Origin of the sequence: Clostridium sp. C8-1-8, from assembly GCF_009928445.1 — a bacterium.
Lineage (GTDB): Bacteria > Bacillota > Clostridia > Clostridiales > Clostridiaceae > Clostridium_AR.
In genome coordinates, this window is the sequence record NZ_JAABNO010000024.1 from 31,023 (window position 1) to 46,529 (window position 15,507).

The window sequence follows — 15,507 nt, forward strand, 5'->3', positions numbered from 1 at the left end:
ATTGTTTGAAACTTGAAAAACTACTATCTTTGCCTAAGGTTCATCTACATTGCCATTTAGATGGATCTGTAAGACCTTCTACTATGTTAGGTTTATTAAAAGTAAAAGCTGATTCTAATATAAGAAGTGTTGAAGAGCTTCTACAACAGGTGGCTGTTCTTGATAAAACCTCTTCATTGGAAGCCTATCTTAAAAAGTTTGATATTCCTATAATGGTTATGCAGACGAAGGAAAATATAAGAAGAATAGCTTATGAATTAATAGAAGATTGTAATATAGAAAATATAAAGTATATTGAAATAAGATTTGCACCATATTTTCATTGCAAAGAAGGCTTATCAATGGAAGAAGTGATTCAAGCAGTACTAGATGGAGCAAATGAAGGTAAGTGTAAGTACGGAGTAGAGTTTAATCTTATCGTATGTTTTCTAAGACATGAAAGCTATGAGAAAAATCTTGAACAACTTTATGTTGCACAGAAGTTTTTAGGACACGGTGTAGTAGCGGTAGATCTTGCAGGAGACGAAGAACTATATCCTGCAGACAGCTTTGTAGAACTATTTGATGAAGCAAAAAGATTAGGCTTCCATATAACTATTCATGCTGGAGAGACAGGTAACTTTGATAATATTAATAAATCTATAACTTTATTGCACGCTGAAAGAATTGGACATGGAACAGCTGCAATGACTAGCGAAGAGACTATGGAGCTTTTATATAATAGAAGGGTGCCTTTAGAAGTCTGCGTCACAAGCAACTATAATACTGGAATAATTAGCAGATTAATAGACCATCCAGTATACAGTTTTATAAAGAAAAATATAGTCGTTACCATTAATACAGATAATAACACAGTTTCAAATACTACACTGACAAATGAATACTCTAAGATAATAGATAATTTTAAGCTTACCGATTCAGAGATTATAAATACAATACTAAATTCTATAAACTATGCTTTTTGTGAAGAGCATATCAAAGAGAGATTAAGAAGATTAGTGGAAGTAACTGATAAAAAGTAACTTGTGCTAAAAAAGATGCTATGTTATAATTTCAAAAATAATATGTTAATATATTTAAGGATGTAATTTTTTGTACTTCTAAGTAAAAGTATTATATCTGCAATTAATAGAAGATAAAGTAATGGGGGCGTAGACATGGAAGAGATAAAAGTTTCGTTAGATGCTAACAGAGAAGAAAATTATAAGTTTATGGTATGGGGAGTAAGAGATCAGCTTGAAACTGAAACAGATTTAATAGCTAATCTTTCCAATATTTCTGCTCTTATAAAATTCTATATGGATGATTGTAACTGGGCTGGATTTTATATTATGAGAGAAGACGAATTGGTGCTTGGTCCCTTCCAGGGATTGCCAGCTTGTTATAGAATAAAGCTTGGAAGCGGAGTGTGTGGAACAGCAGCACAAGATAAGAAGGTTCTTAGAGTTCAAGATGTACATGAGTTCCCAGGTCATATAGCTTGCGATAGTGCATCTAATTCTGAAATAGTGCTTCCAATAATTAAAGATGGAAAAGTTTTTGGAGTATTAGATCTAGATTCTCCAAACGTAGGAAGATTCGGAGAGCTTGAAGAAAAGTATCTAAGAGAAGCTGTGGCTATAATAGAAGCCCATATTTAATAACAAAATACCTCCAACATTTGTTGGAGGTATTTTGTTAGATTGAGTGTATCAATCTAACAATACAAAGGACGAATATTTAATCAGGCATATAGTTAGAAGAGGTTAAGAATATAATGCTGGTGGATTTTGGATAGGATGGCTGCGATAAATTTAATTTTTCAAGATAATGAATTTTAAATAAATTATTATGAGAATCCTAATCCAAAATCATATTTGACCTATCTAATATACATCTACAACTTATAATATTTCTCCCCTTATCATAAGTTAATGCTCTTTAGATAATATATAGTATTATCTATAAGCAAAAAATGTTACTAAATAAATTTTAAATCTATTTGCTCCCTCATATAGCATATCTTGAATAAACACTAAATTTTAATAATAGAAAATAGATCGTGCTTTTGAAAAAAGTTGAGCTGGATAGCGAGGCAATATATGACTTAGATGTATATTTTCACAAATAATTACAAGTTGAGTGATTATAATACAAAATATTATCAATATTTCTCGCGAAATATGGTGTGTAGATCGGAAGGAGAAAAGATGGATAACGAACAAATTAAGGCAATGGATCCGAATATATTAGTAAGTATAATAAATATGAAGTTGAGAGATTTTTATGACAGCTTAGAAGGTTTATGCGATGATATGGATATTTCTAGAGAGGTTTTAGAAAACAAAATGATTTCCGCAGGCTACAAATATGTGAAAGCAAATAATCAATTTATAGGTTAAATTAATTTTAATTATATAATTTGCTCACATGCCTTAATAAAATTAGTGGCTAGTTAAGAGAATTAACCAATTCATAAGTATGTATAACTTGGTTTTAGAATCTGTATTTTTAGATGGAAATGTTATAGATGTACCACTTCATATTAGAATTTATATTTTCAAATTCGCATCTCAGAATCCAAAGGAGTTTTGAAAATAGATTTCGGATTGAAGTAGTACATCTTTAAATATTTGAATAATTATTGTGTTAAATATATTAATGAATAAAGGTAAGTTTGTGAAATTTAGGACTAAATACAAAGTATAATGTAAAAAAAATAATATATATGAATAAATATGTTTTCAACAGCAATAATTTCTAATATAATAATTTATATGCTAAACAATGTAAAGGAGATTATTCTTATGAAAAAAGGAAAATTGTTACTGTTAGTAGCTGCTTCAGCAACACTTATAGCAACTTTAATAAAAGACAAAAAAAATAATGAAGTTGAAAACAGTAGTTTTGAAGTAGAAACGAATCTTGATTTAACTGAAGATAAGCAATAATTCACTCAAACTTTACATAAATTTGGAGGTAATTATTTGAAAAAGAAAATATATATATTAGGATATATTATTTCTATATCAGCAATGATAGCTATAAATATAGCTGATTTAGAAATTATTGAAATCCTATTTAACTGGGCAATTATATCCTTCTTATTTATGGTGTTGTTAAGGCTAGATCGTGAAAAAACTGCGCTAGTGAAACTAAATAAGCAACTACAGGAAGAAGAAGAAAAATATAATGTAGCTGTAGAAGGGACTAGAGATATAATATTCCAGTGGAATATTATTAAGGATGAAGTTGATTTTAGTGAAAGAATTAACGAGATAATTAAACTGAACAATAAGAGTGTTCTTAGCTATAGTAAGGATTGGCTTTCTATTATTCATGAAGAAGATAAAGTAAGAGCTAAAAAGCTTTTGAGTGATAAAATCCAAGACGAAAATGTTGATTATTATGAGACTGAATATAGGATAGTAAACCATGAAAATGTTATAAAATGGTTAAATATTAAATCAAAGATTATAAGAGATGAAACTGGAAAAGCCACTTGGATTTATGGTTCGATATCAGACTCAACAGATGCAAAGGAAAAAGAGTTAAAGATAAGCTATATGAGTTATTATGATTCTGTAACAGGACTGCACAATAGAAACTATTTGAAGGCACTTATTAATAAGTCTGTTAAGGAAAATAAAGTAACATCAAGTAAAGCTGCACTTATTTTAATAGATTTAGATAATTTTAAGTACATAAATGATGTGTTTGGTCATGACTATGGCGATGATATGCTAATGATTATAGCAGATGCCCTAAGAGATGTAGTTAGTGCCAGAGGTGACTTAGTATGTAGATTCGGTGGAGATGAGTTTGTAATTTTTATGCAGGATATAGACAATATAAAAGAAGTTGAAAGAACAGCTCAGCAAATAATTACTGTTTTTAATAATACTAAAAAATTGATGGATCAAATGATATTTACTACAGCAAGCATAGGAATAACTGTTTTTCCTGATGATGCGTCTGATTATAAATCTTTATTGAGAAATGCCGATGTAGCTATGTATAAAGCCAAAGGAAACGGTAAGAATAGTTACCAATTCTTTGATGATCAGATATCTCGTGAGCAAAATAGATTCTATACTTTGGAAAAAGGATTAAGAAATGCTTTAGAAAATAGAGAATTATATGTTCAGTTCCAGCCAAAGGTGGTTCTTGATGATGCAAAGATTATGGGCTTTGAGGCACTTATTAGATGGAATAACAAAGATCTTGGTATGGTAAGTCCTGCAGAGTTTATACCTGTAGCAGAAAACACAAGGCTTATAATACCAATAGGTTCCTTCGTAATAGAAGAAGTATGCAAAAAGTGTAAGGATTTATTGGAAAAGGGACATGATGACTTTAAGTTAGCTCTAAATTTATCGGAAATTCAACTTAGAGATGATAACATTATTGAGTCCTTTAGAAAGCTTACAGAAAAATATAATATAGATCCTAAATACATAGAAATAGAGATTACTGAAAGTTTACTTATGAAATCTTTTGATAGAAATATAAAGATACTAGCTTTCTTAAGAGGCCTAGGCTTTAGCATAGCGCTAGATGATTTTGGAACAGGATATTCATCGCTTAATTATCTAACTAAGCTGCCAATTGATGTGTTAAAGATCGACAGGTCTTTCGTTTCAGAACTTGGAGATAATCAAAAGAGTCAATACATAGTTGAGAACATAATACAATTGTCGCACAAGCTTGGAATTAAGGTAGTAGCTGAAGGTGTGGAATATAAAGATCAAGTGGACTATCTAAAGAGCATATTCTGTGATTTTGTTCAAGGGTATTACTATAGTAAACCTGAAAGTTATGAAAAGATAGTTAAGCTTATGGAAGAAAGATATATTGTAGCATAAAGTTTAGGAAATTATCCTAAACTTTTTTACTGTTTAGGATAAACGGTAAAGGAAAAGTCCTATTAACTAGAATGGGATTAATAAACCAGGGGGATAATCAATGAAAGAAAGAATTACACTTACAGAAGGTAGTATACTAAAAACACTTATTAAGCTTTCTATACCTATAATGGGAACTTCTTTTATACAGATGGCTTACAATATGACTGATATGCTTTGGCTTGGTAACTATGGAAGTAAGGCTGTGGCAGCCGTTGGAACTGCAGGCTTTTTTAGTTGGTTTGGGAATTCCTTGGTGCTTATATCAAAGACAGGAGCAGAAGTAGGAGTAGCTCAGGCTTTAGGGAAGCAGGAAGGAAATGAAGCAAAAAAATTCATAAACAACAGTATAAGGTTAAATCTAATCATAGCAATTATATACGGTTTAGCTCTTATCTTGCTTAGAAAGCCATTAATAGAGTTCTTTAAGCTTGGAGATGCTGAGGTAATAAAAGAGGCAAATATATTTTTGGTAATATCAGCATTGGCTATGGTTTTTACATTTATTAATCCAATACTTACAGGTATATTTAATGCCTCTGGAGAAAGTAAAATACCGTTTTTAATAAATACTATAGGTTTGATATATAATATGGTTCTAGACCCTATACTTATATTTGGTATAGGTCCTATACCTGAAATGGGAGTAACAGGTGCTGCTATTTCAACTGCAACGGCGCAAATGGTTGTAACCTTGCTTTTCTTATATGCGCTAAAAAATAAAAGAGAAGCTTTCTTTAAGATAAAGGTATTTGAAAAGCTTGATATGGTATCTATAAAGAAGATAGTAAAATTGGGGTTGCCAGTAGCTATGCAAAACGGATTGTTTTCAATATTTGCTATGTTCATAGCTAGAATTATAGCTGTATATGGATCTACTGCTATTGCAGTGCAAAAGGTAGGTGCACAAATTGAAGCTATATCTTGGATGACTGCTGGAGGTTTATCCACAGCTCTAAGTGCTTTTGTTGGACAAAACTTTGGAGCTAAGAAATATGATAGGATAATAAAGGGTTACTTTGCAACAATGTTTCTTGCTTCAGCTGTAGGAGTATTTGCTACTGTTCTACTGGTATTCGGAGGTAAAGCTATATTTGGTGTATTTATACCTGAAACACAGGCCATAGAACTTGGTAGTATGTATTTGAAAATACTTGGCTATTCACAGTTATTTCAATGTCTAGAGATAACAACTAGTGGGGCTTTTAATGGCCTAGGAAAAACTATTTATCCTTCGATAACTAGTATAATATTGACAGGGGCGAGAATACCTATGGCTATACTTCTATCAAGACCTAATCTACTAGGGCTTGATGGAGTTTGGTGGAGTATAAGCATAAGTAGTATATTTAAAGGAATTATATTAACAACCATTTTCCTCATAATTATCTTACGTCCTATAAAGAAACAGCTTAAATCAGTACAAGCTATTTATTAAATATATTTGAATCTAAATATTGACAGTAGATTTAATTAGTGATATCATGAATTTAAATAATGAATCCTTTGATAAGGGATAGTAACAGGAATAAAAGTGTTACAGAAAGCTGCGTTGATGAGAAGCAGTACATGGATATCCAGTGAATGGGCCTTTGAGGAACTATACGAAATCTTTTGAAAGTAGTTGATGTCGTGTTCTGCACGTTATAGCAGAGAAGGTATGATTGTACCTGATTGAAAGAGAGACCTTTATTGGTAACTTAGGTGGCACCGCGGATATATACTCCGTCCTATTTTTAGGATGGAGTTTTTTTATTTTTAAATTTAAAGTGAAACCATTAAATAGCATTTAGAAAAGGTGATCTTTAAATTTGCTAAAGGGTACAGAGAGTCTCTGTACAGAAACTTATTTTATACTTGTTAGAAAATTCAGGGTTCTGTGAGGGCATGTATATATTGATAGTTGAGTTAAGAACTCTATAATACAAAAATGTACAAGAATAATTTTAATATATTAAGGAGGTGATTCTGATGAAGTGAAGTTATAAATCCAATGTACTGAATATTCAAAATAATAAAAAAATATTAATTAATCAAGGAGGTTTTCGTGATGAAAACAAGAAAAATGATAATAAATGCAATACTACTAGCAATTGGAGCTTTGCTACATCAGATTACACCGGCTTTAGGACTACCTATACAGCCAGATTTTGCACTTACAATGTTATTTATAGTTCTTATGATAAATGATGATTATAAAACTGCTTTTATAGCAGGGATAATTATAGGGATATTTACAGCAATGACAACAAAGTTTCCAGGCGGACAAGTACCTAACATGATAGATAAGATAGTTACTGCAAATATAGTATTTGTGATTTTGAAAGTCCTAAAAGGTAAGTTGAAAGATAATATTACTATGGCAATAGTTCTTCCTATAGGAACACTTATAAGTGGATTGGTATTTTTAGAGTCTGCAGCAATTATTGTAGGATTACCTGGAGCATTTGCTAGCTTATTTATGGCAGCGGTAGTTCCTGCAATGGTATTAAACTTGATAGTAGGTTTGATAGTATATAAAGTAGTTGCTAGTACCTATAAAATGTATAATAAAGCTGATACAATGTAGAAAATATTTTAATACTTTAAGAAAATGCAGATATGCAAGAAAAAATCGCTAAAGTAATCTTCTTTAGCGATTTTTTATTCTTCTAATACATAAGCTGAAAAGTTATGTAAAGGTTTAACTTAAGTCTAAATAAAAAATTTAAATATGAATAAAAATTATTCATATTTAAATTTTACTATAATTTCTTTAATTTCGCCCTTGCTGTTTTTTCTAATTTTGAAGTCTCTAATATCAGCAAAATCATTACTTAGTTGATAGTTCAATTCCGTAATAGTTGCTTTAGCTTTTTTAGCAAGATCGCTATCTTCAACCACAGTGAATCTATCTTTTTTTGTAGTAATTTCGTTTTGAGTATCGTCTAAAATAACGTAATATCTGTCACCTTCATCAATAACTAAATATTCTTTGCCAAGAGTTAAGGTACTGCATAGTGTATTATTTGAACATTTCACTAACATATAAAAATCCTCCTTTTCAATAGAATTACCCTTAAGTAAAATATATCATAGAATGAACAAATTTAAATGCTTTTTTTTAGGAAAGTGTATTTAAAAAGTAAAATTGTATATTATGACAAATTATAATTTGAATTTAATTATAATATTATTAATACTCACAAAAAAATGCTGAGGTGATTTTCTTAAGTTGCTGTAAAAAGATCGCTGAAGCTAACTAAAGTGACTTTTTTGCAAATCTTCTTTTTTTGAATGTAAGTTAAGAAATTCTGGAAGGCGACATAATTTTGTTTTTTTACTGTTTACTCTAAATGGCTACTCTAAAGCCTTTATATTACTAGGCTTAGCTAGGGAAATATATACTTTCATATACAGTAAAAAAATATGAGTGGCTAAACTAATGTGCCAAACTCATACCCTTTATTTTTTAAATCATCTATTATATCAGGCAATGCATCTGCAGTTGTGTCCTTTCCGAAGGAATCATGCATAAGTATAACTACTTTGTCTTGACCACCAAAGGTTTGTTTATATCTATTAAAGAGTTCTTTTCTTGATTTTGGACTTCCCTCTGCATCACTTGTCATATCATTCCAATCTATAAAAAAGAAACCTTCCTTATTCAACATTTTATCTACTTCTGCTGTTTTATGCCAGGTTTTATGGCCACCTGGGAATCTTATTACTTTTGTGTGAAAATGATCCCCTAACACTGACTTTAGGACTTCTTCATTCTTCTTAATGTCTTCCATAAAGTATTTCGCATCAACATTAGTTTTAGGATACAATTTAATAGGATCGTGATCATAGGTGTGATTGCCTATAGAATTTCCTTGAGCATAAGTATCCATAAGAATTTTCTTTGAGTCAGGATACAGATCAAGTTGCTTTCCTACGATAAAAAATGTAGCTTTTATGCCATTATCGTTGAGTATCTTTAGTATTCTAGGTGTTACAGTAGTGGAAGGACCATCATCAAAGGTTAAGAAAGCAACTTTCTTACCGTCGGACTTTTTCTTATTTTTCACTAAATAATCATGTATCATAGATGCATCAAATTTATTGCTTGATGTATCAGGATGAGCGGGAGGGTCAGAAGCAGGCGGAATAGCAACGTTAGTTAAAGGGGCTTTTTGATCCTGTCCATTTTCTTTATCATGAGATTTATTATTATCATGTTGATCCGATACTCTATCAGAAACTTTGGTATTTGTATTTTCAGAGGTTTCTATAGTTAGGGGCTCAACCTTATTCTTATAGTTAGTTCTTTTGTAACATAGGTAAATTAGTGATGTAGAAAGTATAATGATAATGATTAGAGGCAAAAGCCTCATATTCTTTTTTTTAGAAAACTTTTTAAATAAATTCAATTATTTGACCTCCATTGATGAGACATACGAACAATGTATGACATTTTTTCCAATAATAATTATAATCGCAGAGCATTCGATTTTATTTACAAATAAATAAAAATAAATTACAAAATTAAAACAAAAATAATATGTAACTTTAGTTACCGAAATTTTATTATTTTTATTATAAAATAAGATTGTTAAATAAATACGATAAAAATGTAAAAAATAATTATTATATTTCTGATTGTTACAATATACAGTAGTATTTAAATTCTAAATATAATATTTTATACAAAATTATACGAGGTGATTTTAAAATGAGTATGTTTTTAGGAAAAATTCATTATTGGTTATTTAATAAAATAGAGTGGTTTGAAGGTTTGGAAGAGAGTATCGTTAAGTCTGCTGAGAATAAAGGAATAGATGTTAGTACTCTAAGAGACGAGATTTATTCAAAATATGGAGCGCCAACAGAAGACAGACCTTTAGAAGATATGATTGATACAAACAACATACACGGATGGCTTCAAGGCAAGATAAGTGCTGCAGAGGCAAGACAAGCGGCTTGGGTTACTAGGTTACTTGAAGAGGATAGCATGTTTATAAACGATATGCTAGAAGTTTTCAAGGAACAAGGTAAAATTGCTGCCAAGGAATATAAGAATGAGAAGGGAAACCCTAAGTTACCTTCAGAGATTTACACAGCTATGAACGATTATATACTAGAAGGTATGCCATGTGATAGAGTGAATGAAATAACAGTTAATACAGAAGAGAGAATTGAATGGATAGCAACTCAATGCATCCACCATGAATATTGGGACAGAGAAAATGGAGATGTTGGTTTATTCTATAGGCTAAGGGATAACTGGATAAAAGAATTTGTTTCTGAATTAAATAGCAGTTATGAGTATAGAATAAATGATAATGGAACAAGAATAATTAAACTACTAGGCTAGGATGTGAGATTATGAATTCGATTGAATTAATGATGGAAGAACATAAGAATATAAGAAGAATGCTAAAGGTTGTTAGAAAATTTTGCTTTGAACTTTTAAAAGGAAAAGATGTTTCTTATGATGACTTGTATTCAATGATAGATTTCATAAGGAATTATGCAGATAAGCATCATCATGGTAAGGAAGAACAATTGCTTTTTAATAGAATGCAAGAAGAGTTAAATGAAGCGATTAAGAAAACAATTCAATATGGAATGCTTGTTGAGCATGATGAGGGAAGGTTTTTCATTAACAGCTTAGTAGAAGCCATAAAGAAAGTACAAGATGGTAATGAAGAATCCAAGCTTGATGTTATAGCTAATGCTATAGCTTATACAAACTTATTAGATAGACATATTGATAAAGAAGATAAAATTGTATATAAGTTTGCAAAAAATAATTTATCTAGTGATTCTAAAGTTGATATAGATGAAAAATGTGAACAGTTTGAAGTTGAGGCTAAAAGTCAAGGTATTCAAGATAAGTATATAAATATGCTGGAAAGATTAGAAAAGTTATATATATAGATATAAAGCTATTAGTTCTAAATGAAGGACTAGTAGCTTTTTCTTTTGCATAGGCACAATGATTTTTAATGAATAATAGTTACCTTTATAACAAACAAGCATAGTATGAATATATAGGACTATTATTTTAGGTGGTGATAGAATGCGGATTGCAAAAGGATCTACTATAAGTGGAGATGCTGGACATAACTGTTATCCTGATATAGGAGCCAAAGGAATAAGAAGTGAAGATAGTTGTACCAAGGCTGTATGGAAGCTAGTAATTAATAAGCTTGAATCTATTGGATATGAAACCGTGGACTGTACGCCCTGGGATAAAACCTTTAATTCTGCTGGAGCCTCAAAGGGGTATAGGGTTAAACTTGCAAATGGGAGTAATTCATCACTGCATCTTTCTATTCATTTTAACGAAGGAGGTGGAAGAGGGGTAGAATGTTGGGTAAGCAAACTAGGAGGAAGATCGGAAAAGTTTGCCTACCAGATTTGTACAGAGATCTCAAAGCTCGGTTTTGTTAATCGAGGAGTAAAGCATAGTAATATATATGTAACAGAGTACACAAAAATGCCTTCTGTTTTGATTGAATGCTGTTTTATAGATTCAAAAGAGGATATGGATAACTATGATCCTGACAAAATAGCATCGGCAATTGTTATGGCTATAACTGGTCAACAAGATACATTAAAGCAATGAAAAGTGGATAAGCTATATTTTTTCGATTACTAGAGTAGTTGAAAAGGAAGAACTCACTAATGCTAATTCATTAGTGAGTTCTTCAATATTATAAACTTATGTTTTTAATTTCAGCATTACTGTTGAACATAGAACTAAATATTAGATAAATATTCTTACATAGTATATAGTATCTTTAAAATATTGACTTTTTATATGGGAGTTTAATTCATCATAGGTATGTTGAGATATTAAAGGTGTTCCATCTGTATCGAAAGAGGTAACTATTGATCCATGAAAAACTTTCTTATTAGAATTCTCAAAAAATATCAAATCTCCTAAAGTAAGGTCTTCAATTCCGTTTAAAAGACGTCCTTTTGGACCGAGATTTTTCTTAGAGGAATTATTTATCAAAAATGAGTACAAAGAACTTGCTACTGACCAATTTAACGAACACTTGTAGTATGGAGAATATGATATTGGTTCATAGAACCATGGAAGGTTATCATATTTCATTTTTGCACCACCAGCTATAAGACACTGAGATAAAAAACTGGCACAGTCTCCTCCTATTTTACCGAAAGGTTTCATGTATACATATTTATTATTTGGAGCTAAAGCGTGAGTACAAGCATATGAAATAGCTGCTATATTGTTATAATACATAATACTACCATCTATAATTATTATACTTATATAATATTCAAAGTCTTAGAAAGGTTGCTAAGTAATAAGTAATTCTTTGTATAAGATCATTTAAGGCAGTTACTTGCTAAACAATTAATCTTATCGAGACTTTAAAAGTTCTAAAAAATAAAGATTCATAGACTTATATAAATCCACGAATCTTTATAACTGTAGGATGATTATCTGTTCTTTCTTAGTTTATATACCTCTGGAGTGTCTTCAGTTATTACCTTAAACTCATAGCCTTTACTTTTATAGTAGTCTATTATCTCTGGGAGGGCTATGGCAGTATTTTTATTTAAGTACCCGCAATGCATGAGTACCACTGCTGGATTTTTATCACTTTTGGCTTTTGTTAATATCTTATATGGAGCTAGCTTAGGATTCATACCATCAGTGGTATCTACGTTCCAGTCATATATTTTAAAGTTATTATCATGTAGTGCAGTTACCATAGAGGTTGTAAGCTTGTAGATATTGTTATTACATCCAAAAGGAAATCTTAAAATATTAGTCTTCACCCCAGTAGCATCATAAATTATTTGTTGAGTAAGAAGCATTTCATCAACAAAACTAGTATTATTTCTATAGATTTTATCTTTTTCATGACTATAAGTATGAAGTCCAACTGAATTACCTTCATCCACCATTCTTTTAACCAAGGCTTCTTGACCTTTTATCATATTTCCTATTAGAAAAAAAGTAGCATGAACATTCTTTTCTTTTAGTATATCTAGTACCTTAGAGTTTAATTTTCCGCTAGGACCATCATCAAATGTAAGGTATACTACTTTTTGCTCTGGATTGTTCTCTTCTGTTGCAAGTACTTCAAAGCCACTTAAATTAGTTAAGAGAATAGAAGTAAGTATAAATATAAAAAACTTACTAATACGTTTCATATAATCACCTTCTAAATATTTTGTTTAGTTATCACTTTTTTATTATTTCAATTAAATAAAAAAATATAGACCTTAATAAAAGGTAATATAAGCCACAGTGGAAAAATACTTTATTAAGAGGTAGTATTTACCTCTTAAAGTAGTAATGGAAATAAAATTAACAATTTGTTAATATAAATTTTCTATTATGATGATATAATTAAGTTAATCCAATGAAAGATGGCCAAGTTTAATATTGAAAATTATTGTTAAGATTATTATGGTTTCGGAAAGATAGTTTAAATTATAGTCATTATCATTAGGGGCACATTAATACATAAACTAATTTGAAATGAATGCAAGTAACCTATCATTATTAATAAATTTTATAGTATTTACTTTAAGGGAGAGAGGTATCAATTAAATATGAGTAGTATTTCAAAGGTTTTTATAGTCTTAGCAATAGTAATAGCAGCATTTTTGTTTATTAAATTATTATTGCCAGTAATATTAGTAGTAGGAATATGTGTATGGATATATAGAAGTATTAAACGAAATATAATGTTCTCAAAAGCTGGCTCTAGTAGTAAGGAAAATATTGAAACAATTAAGAAAAATGTAAATAGGCAGAGTTCAAATAATGATAAAAAAGTGGTAGATGTGGATTATGAAGAAATTTAATCCTACGCTATATTAAGATCTAGCAGGTTTATAATGCTAGATCTTTTTATTTAGAACATAATTTAAATCTAGTGATTGTTGCTTCTTTGGTAGGCTTATATTTTATATATTAATAATAAAGTATTTCAATTTGTTATAATTTTTTACGTGCATTCATAGTATTTATATTGTCAGAGAAAGAATTAAGAATGTATCAGAAGTAGATATATTTAATGGTTTTAAAGTTATATCAGGTATATTACATCTTATAAAAAGCTTAGGATAATGCTATCTAAGGAGTTTAGACATTAATTCAAAAAAAAAATAAAAAGAAGAATAAATCATCAAAAAATACAAACAATAGTATTACAGAGAAAAAGTTAAATAAACCATGATAAATTAAAAATTTCCATGAATACGATTAAAAAAAAGAAAAAATAAGTCTAAAAAATGTTGACAACGTATTCATCACATCTTATAATGAAATTACAGTAGATCACAAACATTAATGCAAGCGATTGCACGGTGTTTGCAAAAATTATGAATAATTAAACAAAATAAATTAATTGATTATGGGGGGTACAATATGAGTAAACGTGTAAAGGTTTTGGCAACAGTTATGTCAGCTCTAGTAATTTCAAGTGCATTTATAGGATGCAGCAAGAAGGATGATTCTTCAGCATCAAATGGAGGATCTAAGAGTGGAAAAGAAATAGTTGTTTGGTCACACTTAACTTCTGTAGAAGTTAAAGAAGTGGACAAGATAGCTCAAGAATGGGCAAAGCAAACTAATAATAAAGTTAAGGTTGTAGAAGATAAAGGTGATATGCAAGGTTATATCCAGGCAGCACAAAGCTCTAAGGGACCAGACATAATGTATGGTTTAGCACAAGATAACCTTGGAACATTCCAAAAAGCAGGCTTGCTTGCAGAAGTTAAAGATGGAGTAATAGATGAAAGCAAATATGCTTCTAAGTCAGTAATTGATGCAGTTACTATAAAAGGTAAGAAGTATGCAGTTCCTCTATCAATGGAAACTTACGCTTTATTCTATAATACTGATAAGGTAAAAACAGTTCCAAAAACAATGGATGAACTAGTAGAACAAGCTAAGACAGTAGGATTCAAGTATGATGTTAACAACTTCTACTATGCATATGCATTCCTAGCTGGAAACGGTGGTTATGTATTTAAGAACAATGCTGGATCACTAGATGCAAAAGATATAGGCTTAAACAATGAAGGCGCTGTAAAAGGATATCAATTCATTCAAGATTTAGTAGTTAAGAATAAATTCATGAATGCAGACATAAAGGGAGATGCAGCTAAGGGAGATTTCCAATCAGGCAAAATCGGTTTCTATATATCAGGACCATGGGATGTTGATGGATTTAAGGCAGCTAAGGTTCCATTTGCAGTAGCTCCGCTACCACAAATGAATGGTAAAGCAACACCATCATTCATGGGTGTTCAAACAGCTTTCGTAAGTTCAAAATCTAAGAACCAAGATACAGCGTGGGATTTAATGAAATACTTAGCAGACAAGACTGCAATGCCATTATTTGAAAAAGGAAACAGAATACCAGTTTTAAATGATGCGTTAAATAGTGATACATTCAAGGCTAGTAAAGAAGCTGTACAGTTTGCTGAACAAGCAAAGGTTGCAGAACCAATGCCTAACATACCTGAAGTTCAAGCTATGTGGACACCAGGAGCTAACAACTTACAACTTTTAACTGCTGGTAAAGTAGATGCTAAGAAAGCAGCTGATACTACAGTTGAACAAATAAAACAAGGTATTGCTCAACAAAAATAGTTTGTAATA

At 30.4% G+C, this 15,507-nt stretch carries 16 protein-coding genes and 1 other annotated feature; of the genes, 12 read left to right on the forward strand and 4 right to left on the reverse strand.

Going from position 1 to position 15,507, the window contains the following annotated elements:
* The first annotated feature begins 5 nt into the window (after positions 1-5).
* The 7 genes from add to GXK57_RS19725 all read left to right on the forward strand — a co-directional run bounded on the left by add (position 6) and on the right by GXK57_RS19725 (position 7,452).
* Entirely contained in the window at positions 6-1,022 is a 1,017-nt protein-coding gene (gene add, locus GXK57_RS19695) for an adenosine deaminase (protein ID WP_160679618.1), read from the forward strand.
* 135 nt (positions 1,023-1,157) lie between these two features.
* Positions 1,158-1,640: a GAF domain-containing protein gene (locus tag GXK57_RS19700; protein WP_160679620.1), complete on the forward strand. Its 483-nt coding sequence runs from the start codon at positions 1,158-1,160 to the stop codon at positions 1,638-1,640.
* A gap of 549 nt (positions 1,641-2,189) precedes the next feature.
* Positions 2,190-2,381 (forward strand): DUF4250 domain-containing protein, encoded by a 192-nt coding sequence (locus GXK57_RS19705; RefSeq protein ID WP_160679622.1) that lies wholly within the window; start codon positions 2,190-2,192, stop codon positions 2,379-2,381.
* A 405-nt stretch (positions 2,382-2,786) separates the two neighbouring features.
* Entirely contained in the window at positions 2,787-2,930 is a 144-nt protein-coding gene (locus tag GXK57_RS19710) for a hypothetical protein (protein WP_160679624.1), read from the forward strand.
* Between the two features lie 36 nt (positions 2,931-2,966).
* Positions 2,967-4,844, forward strand: coding sequence for a GGDEF and EAL domain-containing protein (locus tag GXK57_RS19715; protein WP_160679626.1), 1,878 nt, complete (start codon positions 2,967-2,969; stop codon positions 4,842-4,844).
* 100 nt (positions 4,845-4,944) lie between these two features.
* Positions 4,945-6,321, forward strand: coding sequence for an MATE family efflux transporter (locus GXK57_RS19720; protein WP_160679628.1), 1,377 nt, complete (start codon positions 4,945-4,947; stop codon positions 6,319-6,321).
* 59 nt (positions 6,322-6,380) lie between these two features.
* Positions 6,381-6,619, forward strand: a binding site (T-box leader).
* 314 nt (positions 6,620-6,933) lie between these two features.
* Positions 6,934-7,452, forward strand: coding sequence for a tryptophan transporter (locus GXK57_RS19725; RefSeq protein WP_160679630.1), 519 nt, complete (start codon positions 6,934-6,936; stop codon positions 7,450-7,452).
* 155 nt (positions 7,453-7,607) lie between these two features.
* On the opposite strand, the gene GXK57_RS19730 is transcribed toward GXK57_RS19725, so the two are convergent.
* Together GXK57_RS19730 and GXK57_RS19735 are read right to left on the reverse strand one after the other, a co-directional pair.
* Positions 7,608-7,910 (reverse strand): hypothetical protein, encoded by a 303-nt coding sequence (locus GXK57_RS19730; RefSeq protein ID WP_128214936.1) that lies wholly within the window; start codon positions 7,908-7,910, stop codon positions 7,608-7,610.
* 389 nt (positions 7,911-8,299) lie between these two features.
* Complete coding sequence (locus tag GXK57_RS19735) at positions 8,300-9,277, reverse strand: polysaccharide deacetylase family protein (RefSeq protein WP_160679632.1); 978 nt, start codon at positions 9,275-9,277, stop codon at positions 8,300-8,302.
* A 302-nt stretch (positions 9,278-9,579) separates the two neighbouring features.
* Here GXK57_RS19735 and GXK57_RS19740 point away from each other — a divergent pair, with 302 nt between their 5' ends.
* The 3 genes from GXK57_RS19740 to GXK57_RS19750 all read left to right on the forward strand — a co-directional run bounded on the left by GXK57_RS19740 (position 9,580) and on the right by GXK57_RS19750 (position 11,478).
* Positions 9,580-10,221, forward strand: a complete 642-nt coding sequence (locus GXK57_RS19740; protein WP_160679634.1) for a hypothetical protein — start codon at positions 9,580-9,582, stop codon at positions 10,219-10,221.
* A gap of 11 nt (positions 10,222-10,232) precedes the next feature.
* Positions 10,233-10,787, forward strand: a complete 555-nt coding sequence (locus GXK57_RS19745; protein WP_160679636.1) for a hemerythrin domain-containing protein — start codon at positions 10,233-10,235, stop codon at positions 10,785-10,787.
* Positions 10,788-10,929: 142 nt separating this feature from the next.
* Positions 10,930-11,478, forward strand: a complete 549-nt coding sequence (locus GXK57_RS19750) for an N-acetylmuramoyl-L-alanine amidase (RefSeq protein ID WP_160679638.1) — start codon at positions 10,930-10,932, stop codon at positions 11,476-11,478.
* 141 nt (positions 11,479-11,619) lie between these two features.
* Here the strand turns inward: GXK57_RS19750 and GXK57_RS19755 are convergent, their stop codons facing one another.
* Together GXK57_RS19755 and GXK57_RS19760 are read right to left on the reverse strand one after the other, a co-directional pair.
* Positions 11,620-12,123 carry an amidase domain-containing protein gene (locus tag GXK57_RS19755; protein ID WP_160679640.1) on the reverse strand — a complete coding sequence of 168 codons (504 nt, stop codon included), beginning with the start codon at positions 12,121-12,123 and terminating at the stop codon, positions 11,620-11,622.
* Positions 12,124-12,323: 200 nt separating this feature from the next.
* The gene (locus tag GXK57_RS19760) at positions 12,324-13,043 is read right to left on the reverse strand and encodes a polysaccharide deacetylase family protein (protein WP_160679642.1); all 720 of its coding nucleotides are present in this window, start codon (positions 13,041-13,043) and stop codon (positions 12,324-12,326) included.
* Between the two features lie 405 nt (positions 13,044-13,448).
* Here GXK57_RS19760 and GXK57_RS19765 point away from each other — a divergent pair, with 405 nt between their 5' ends.
* Entirely contained in the window at positions 13,449-13,703 is a 255-nt protein-coding gene (locus tag GXK57_RS19765) for a hypothetical protein (protein WP_160679644.1), read from the forward strand.
* 565 nt (positions 13,704-14,268) lie between these two features.
* A complete protein-coding gene (locus GXK57_RS19770) occupies positions 14,269-15,498 on the forward strand; it encodes a maltose ABC transporter substrate-binding protein (protein ID WP_160679646.1) in 1,230 nt (409 codons plus the stop codon).
* The last annotated feature ends 9 nt before the right edge of the window (positions 15,499-15,507 follow it).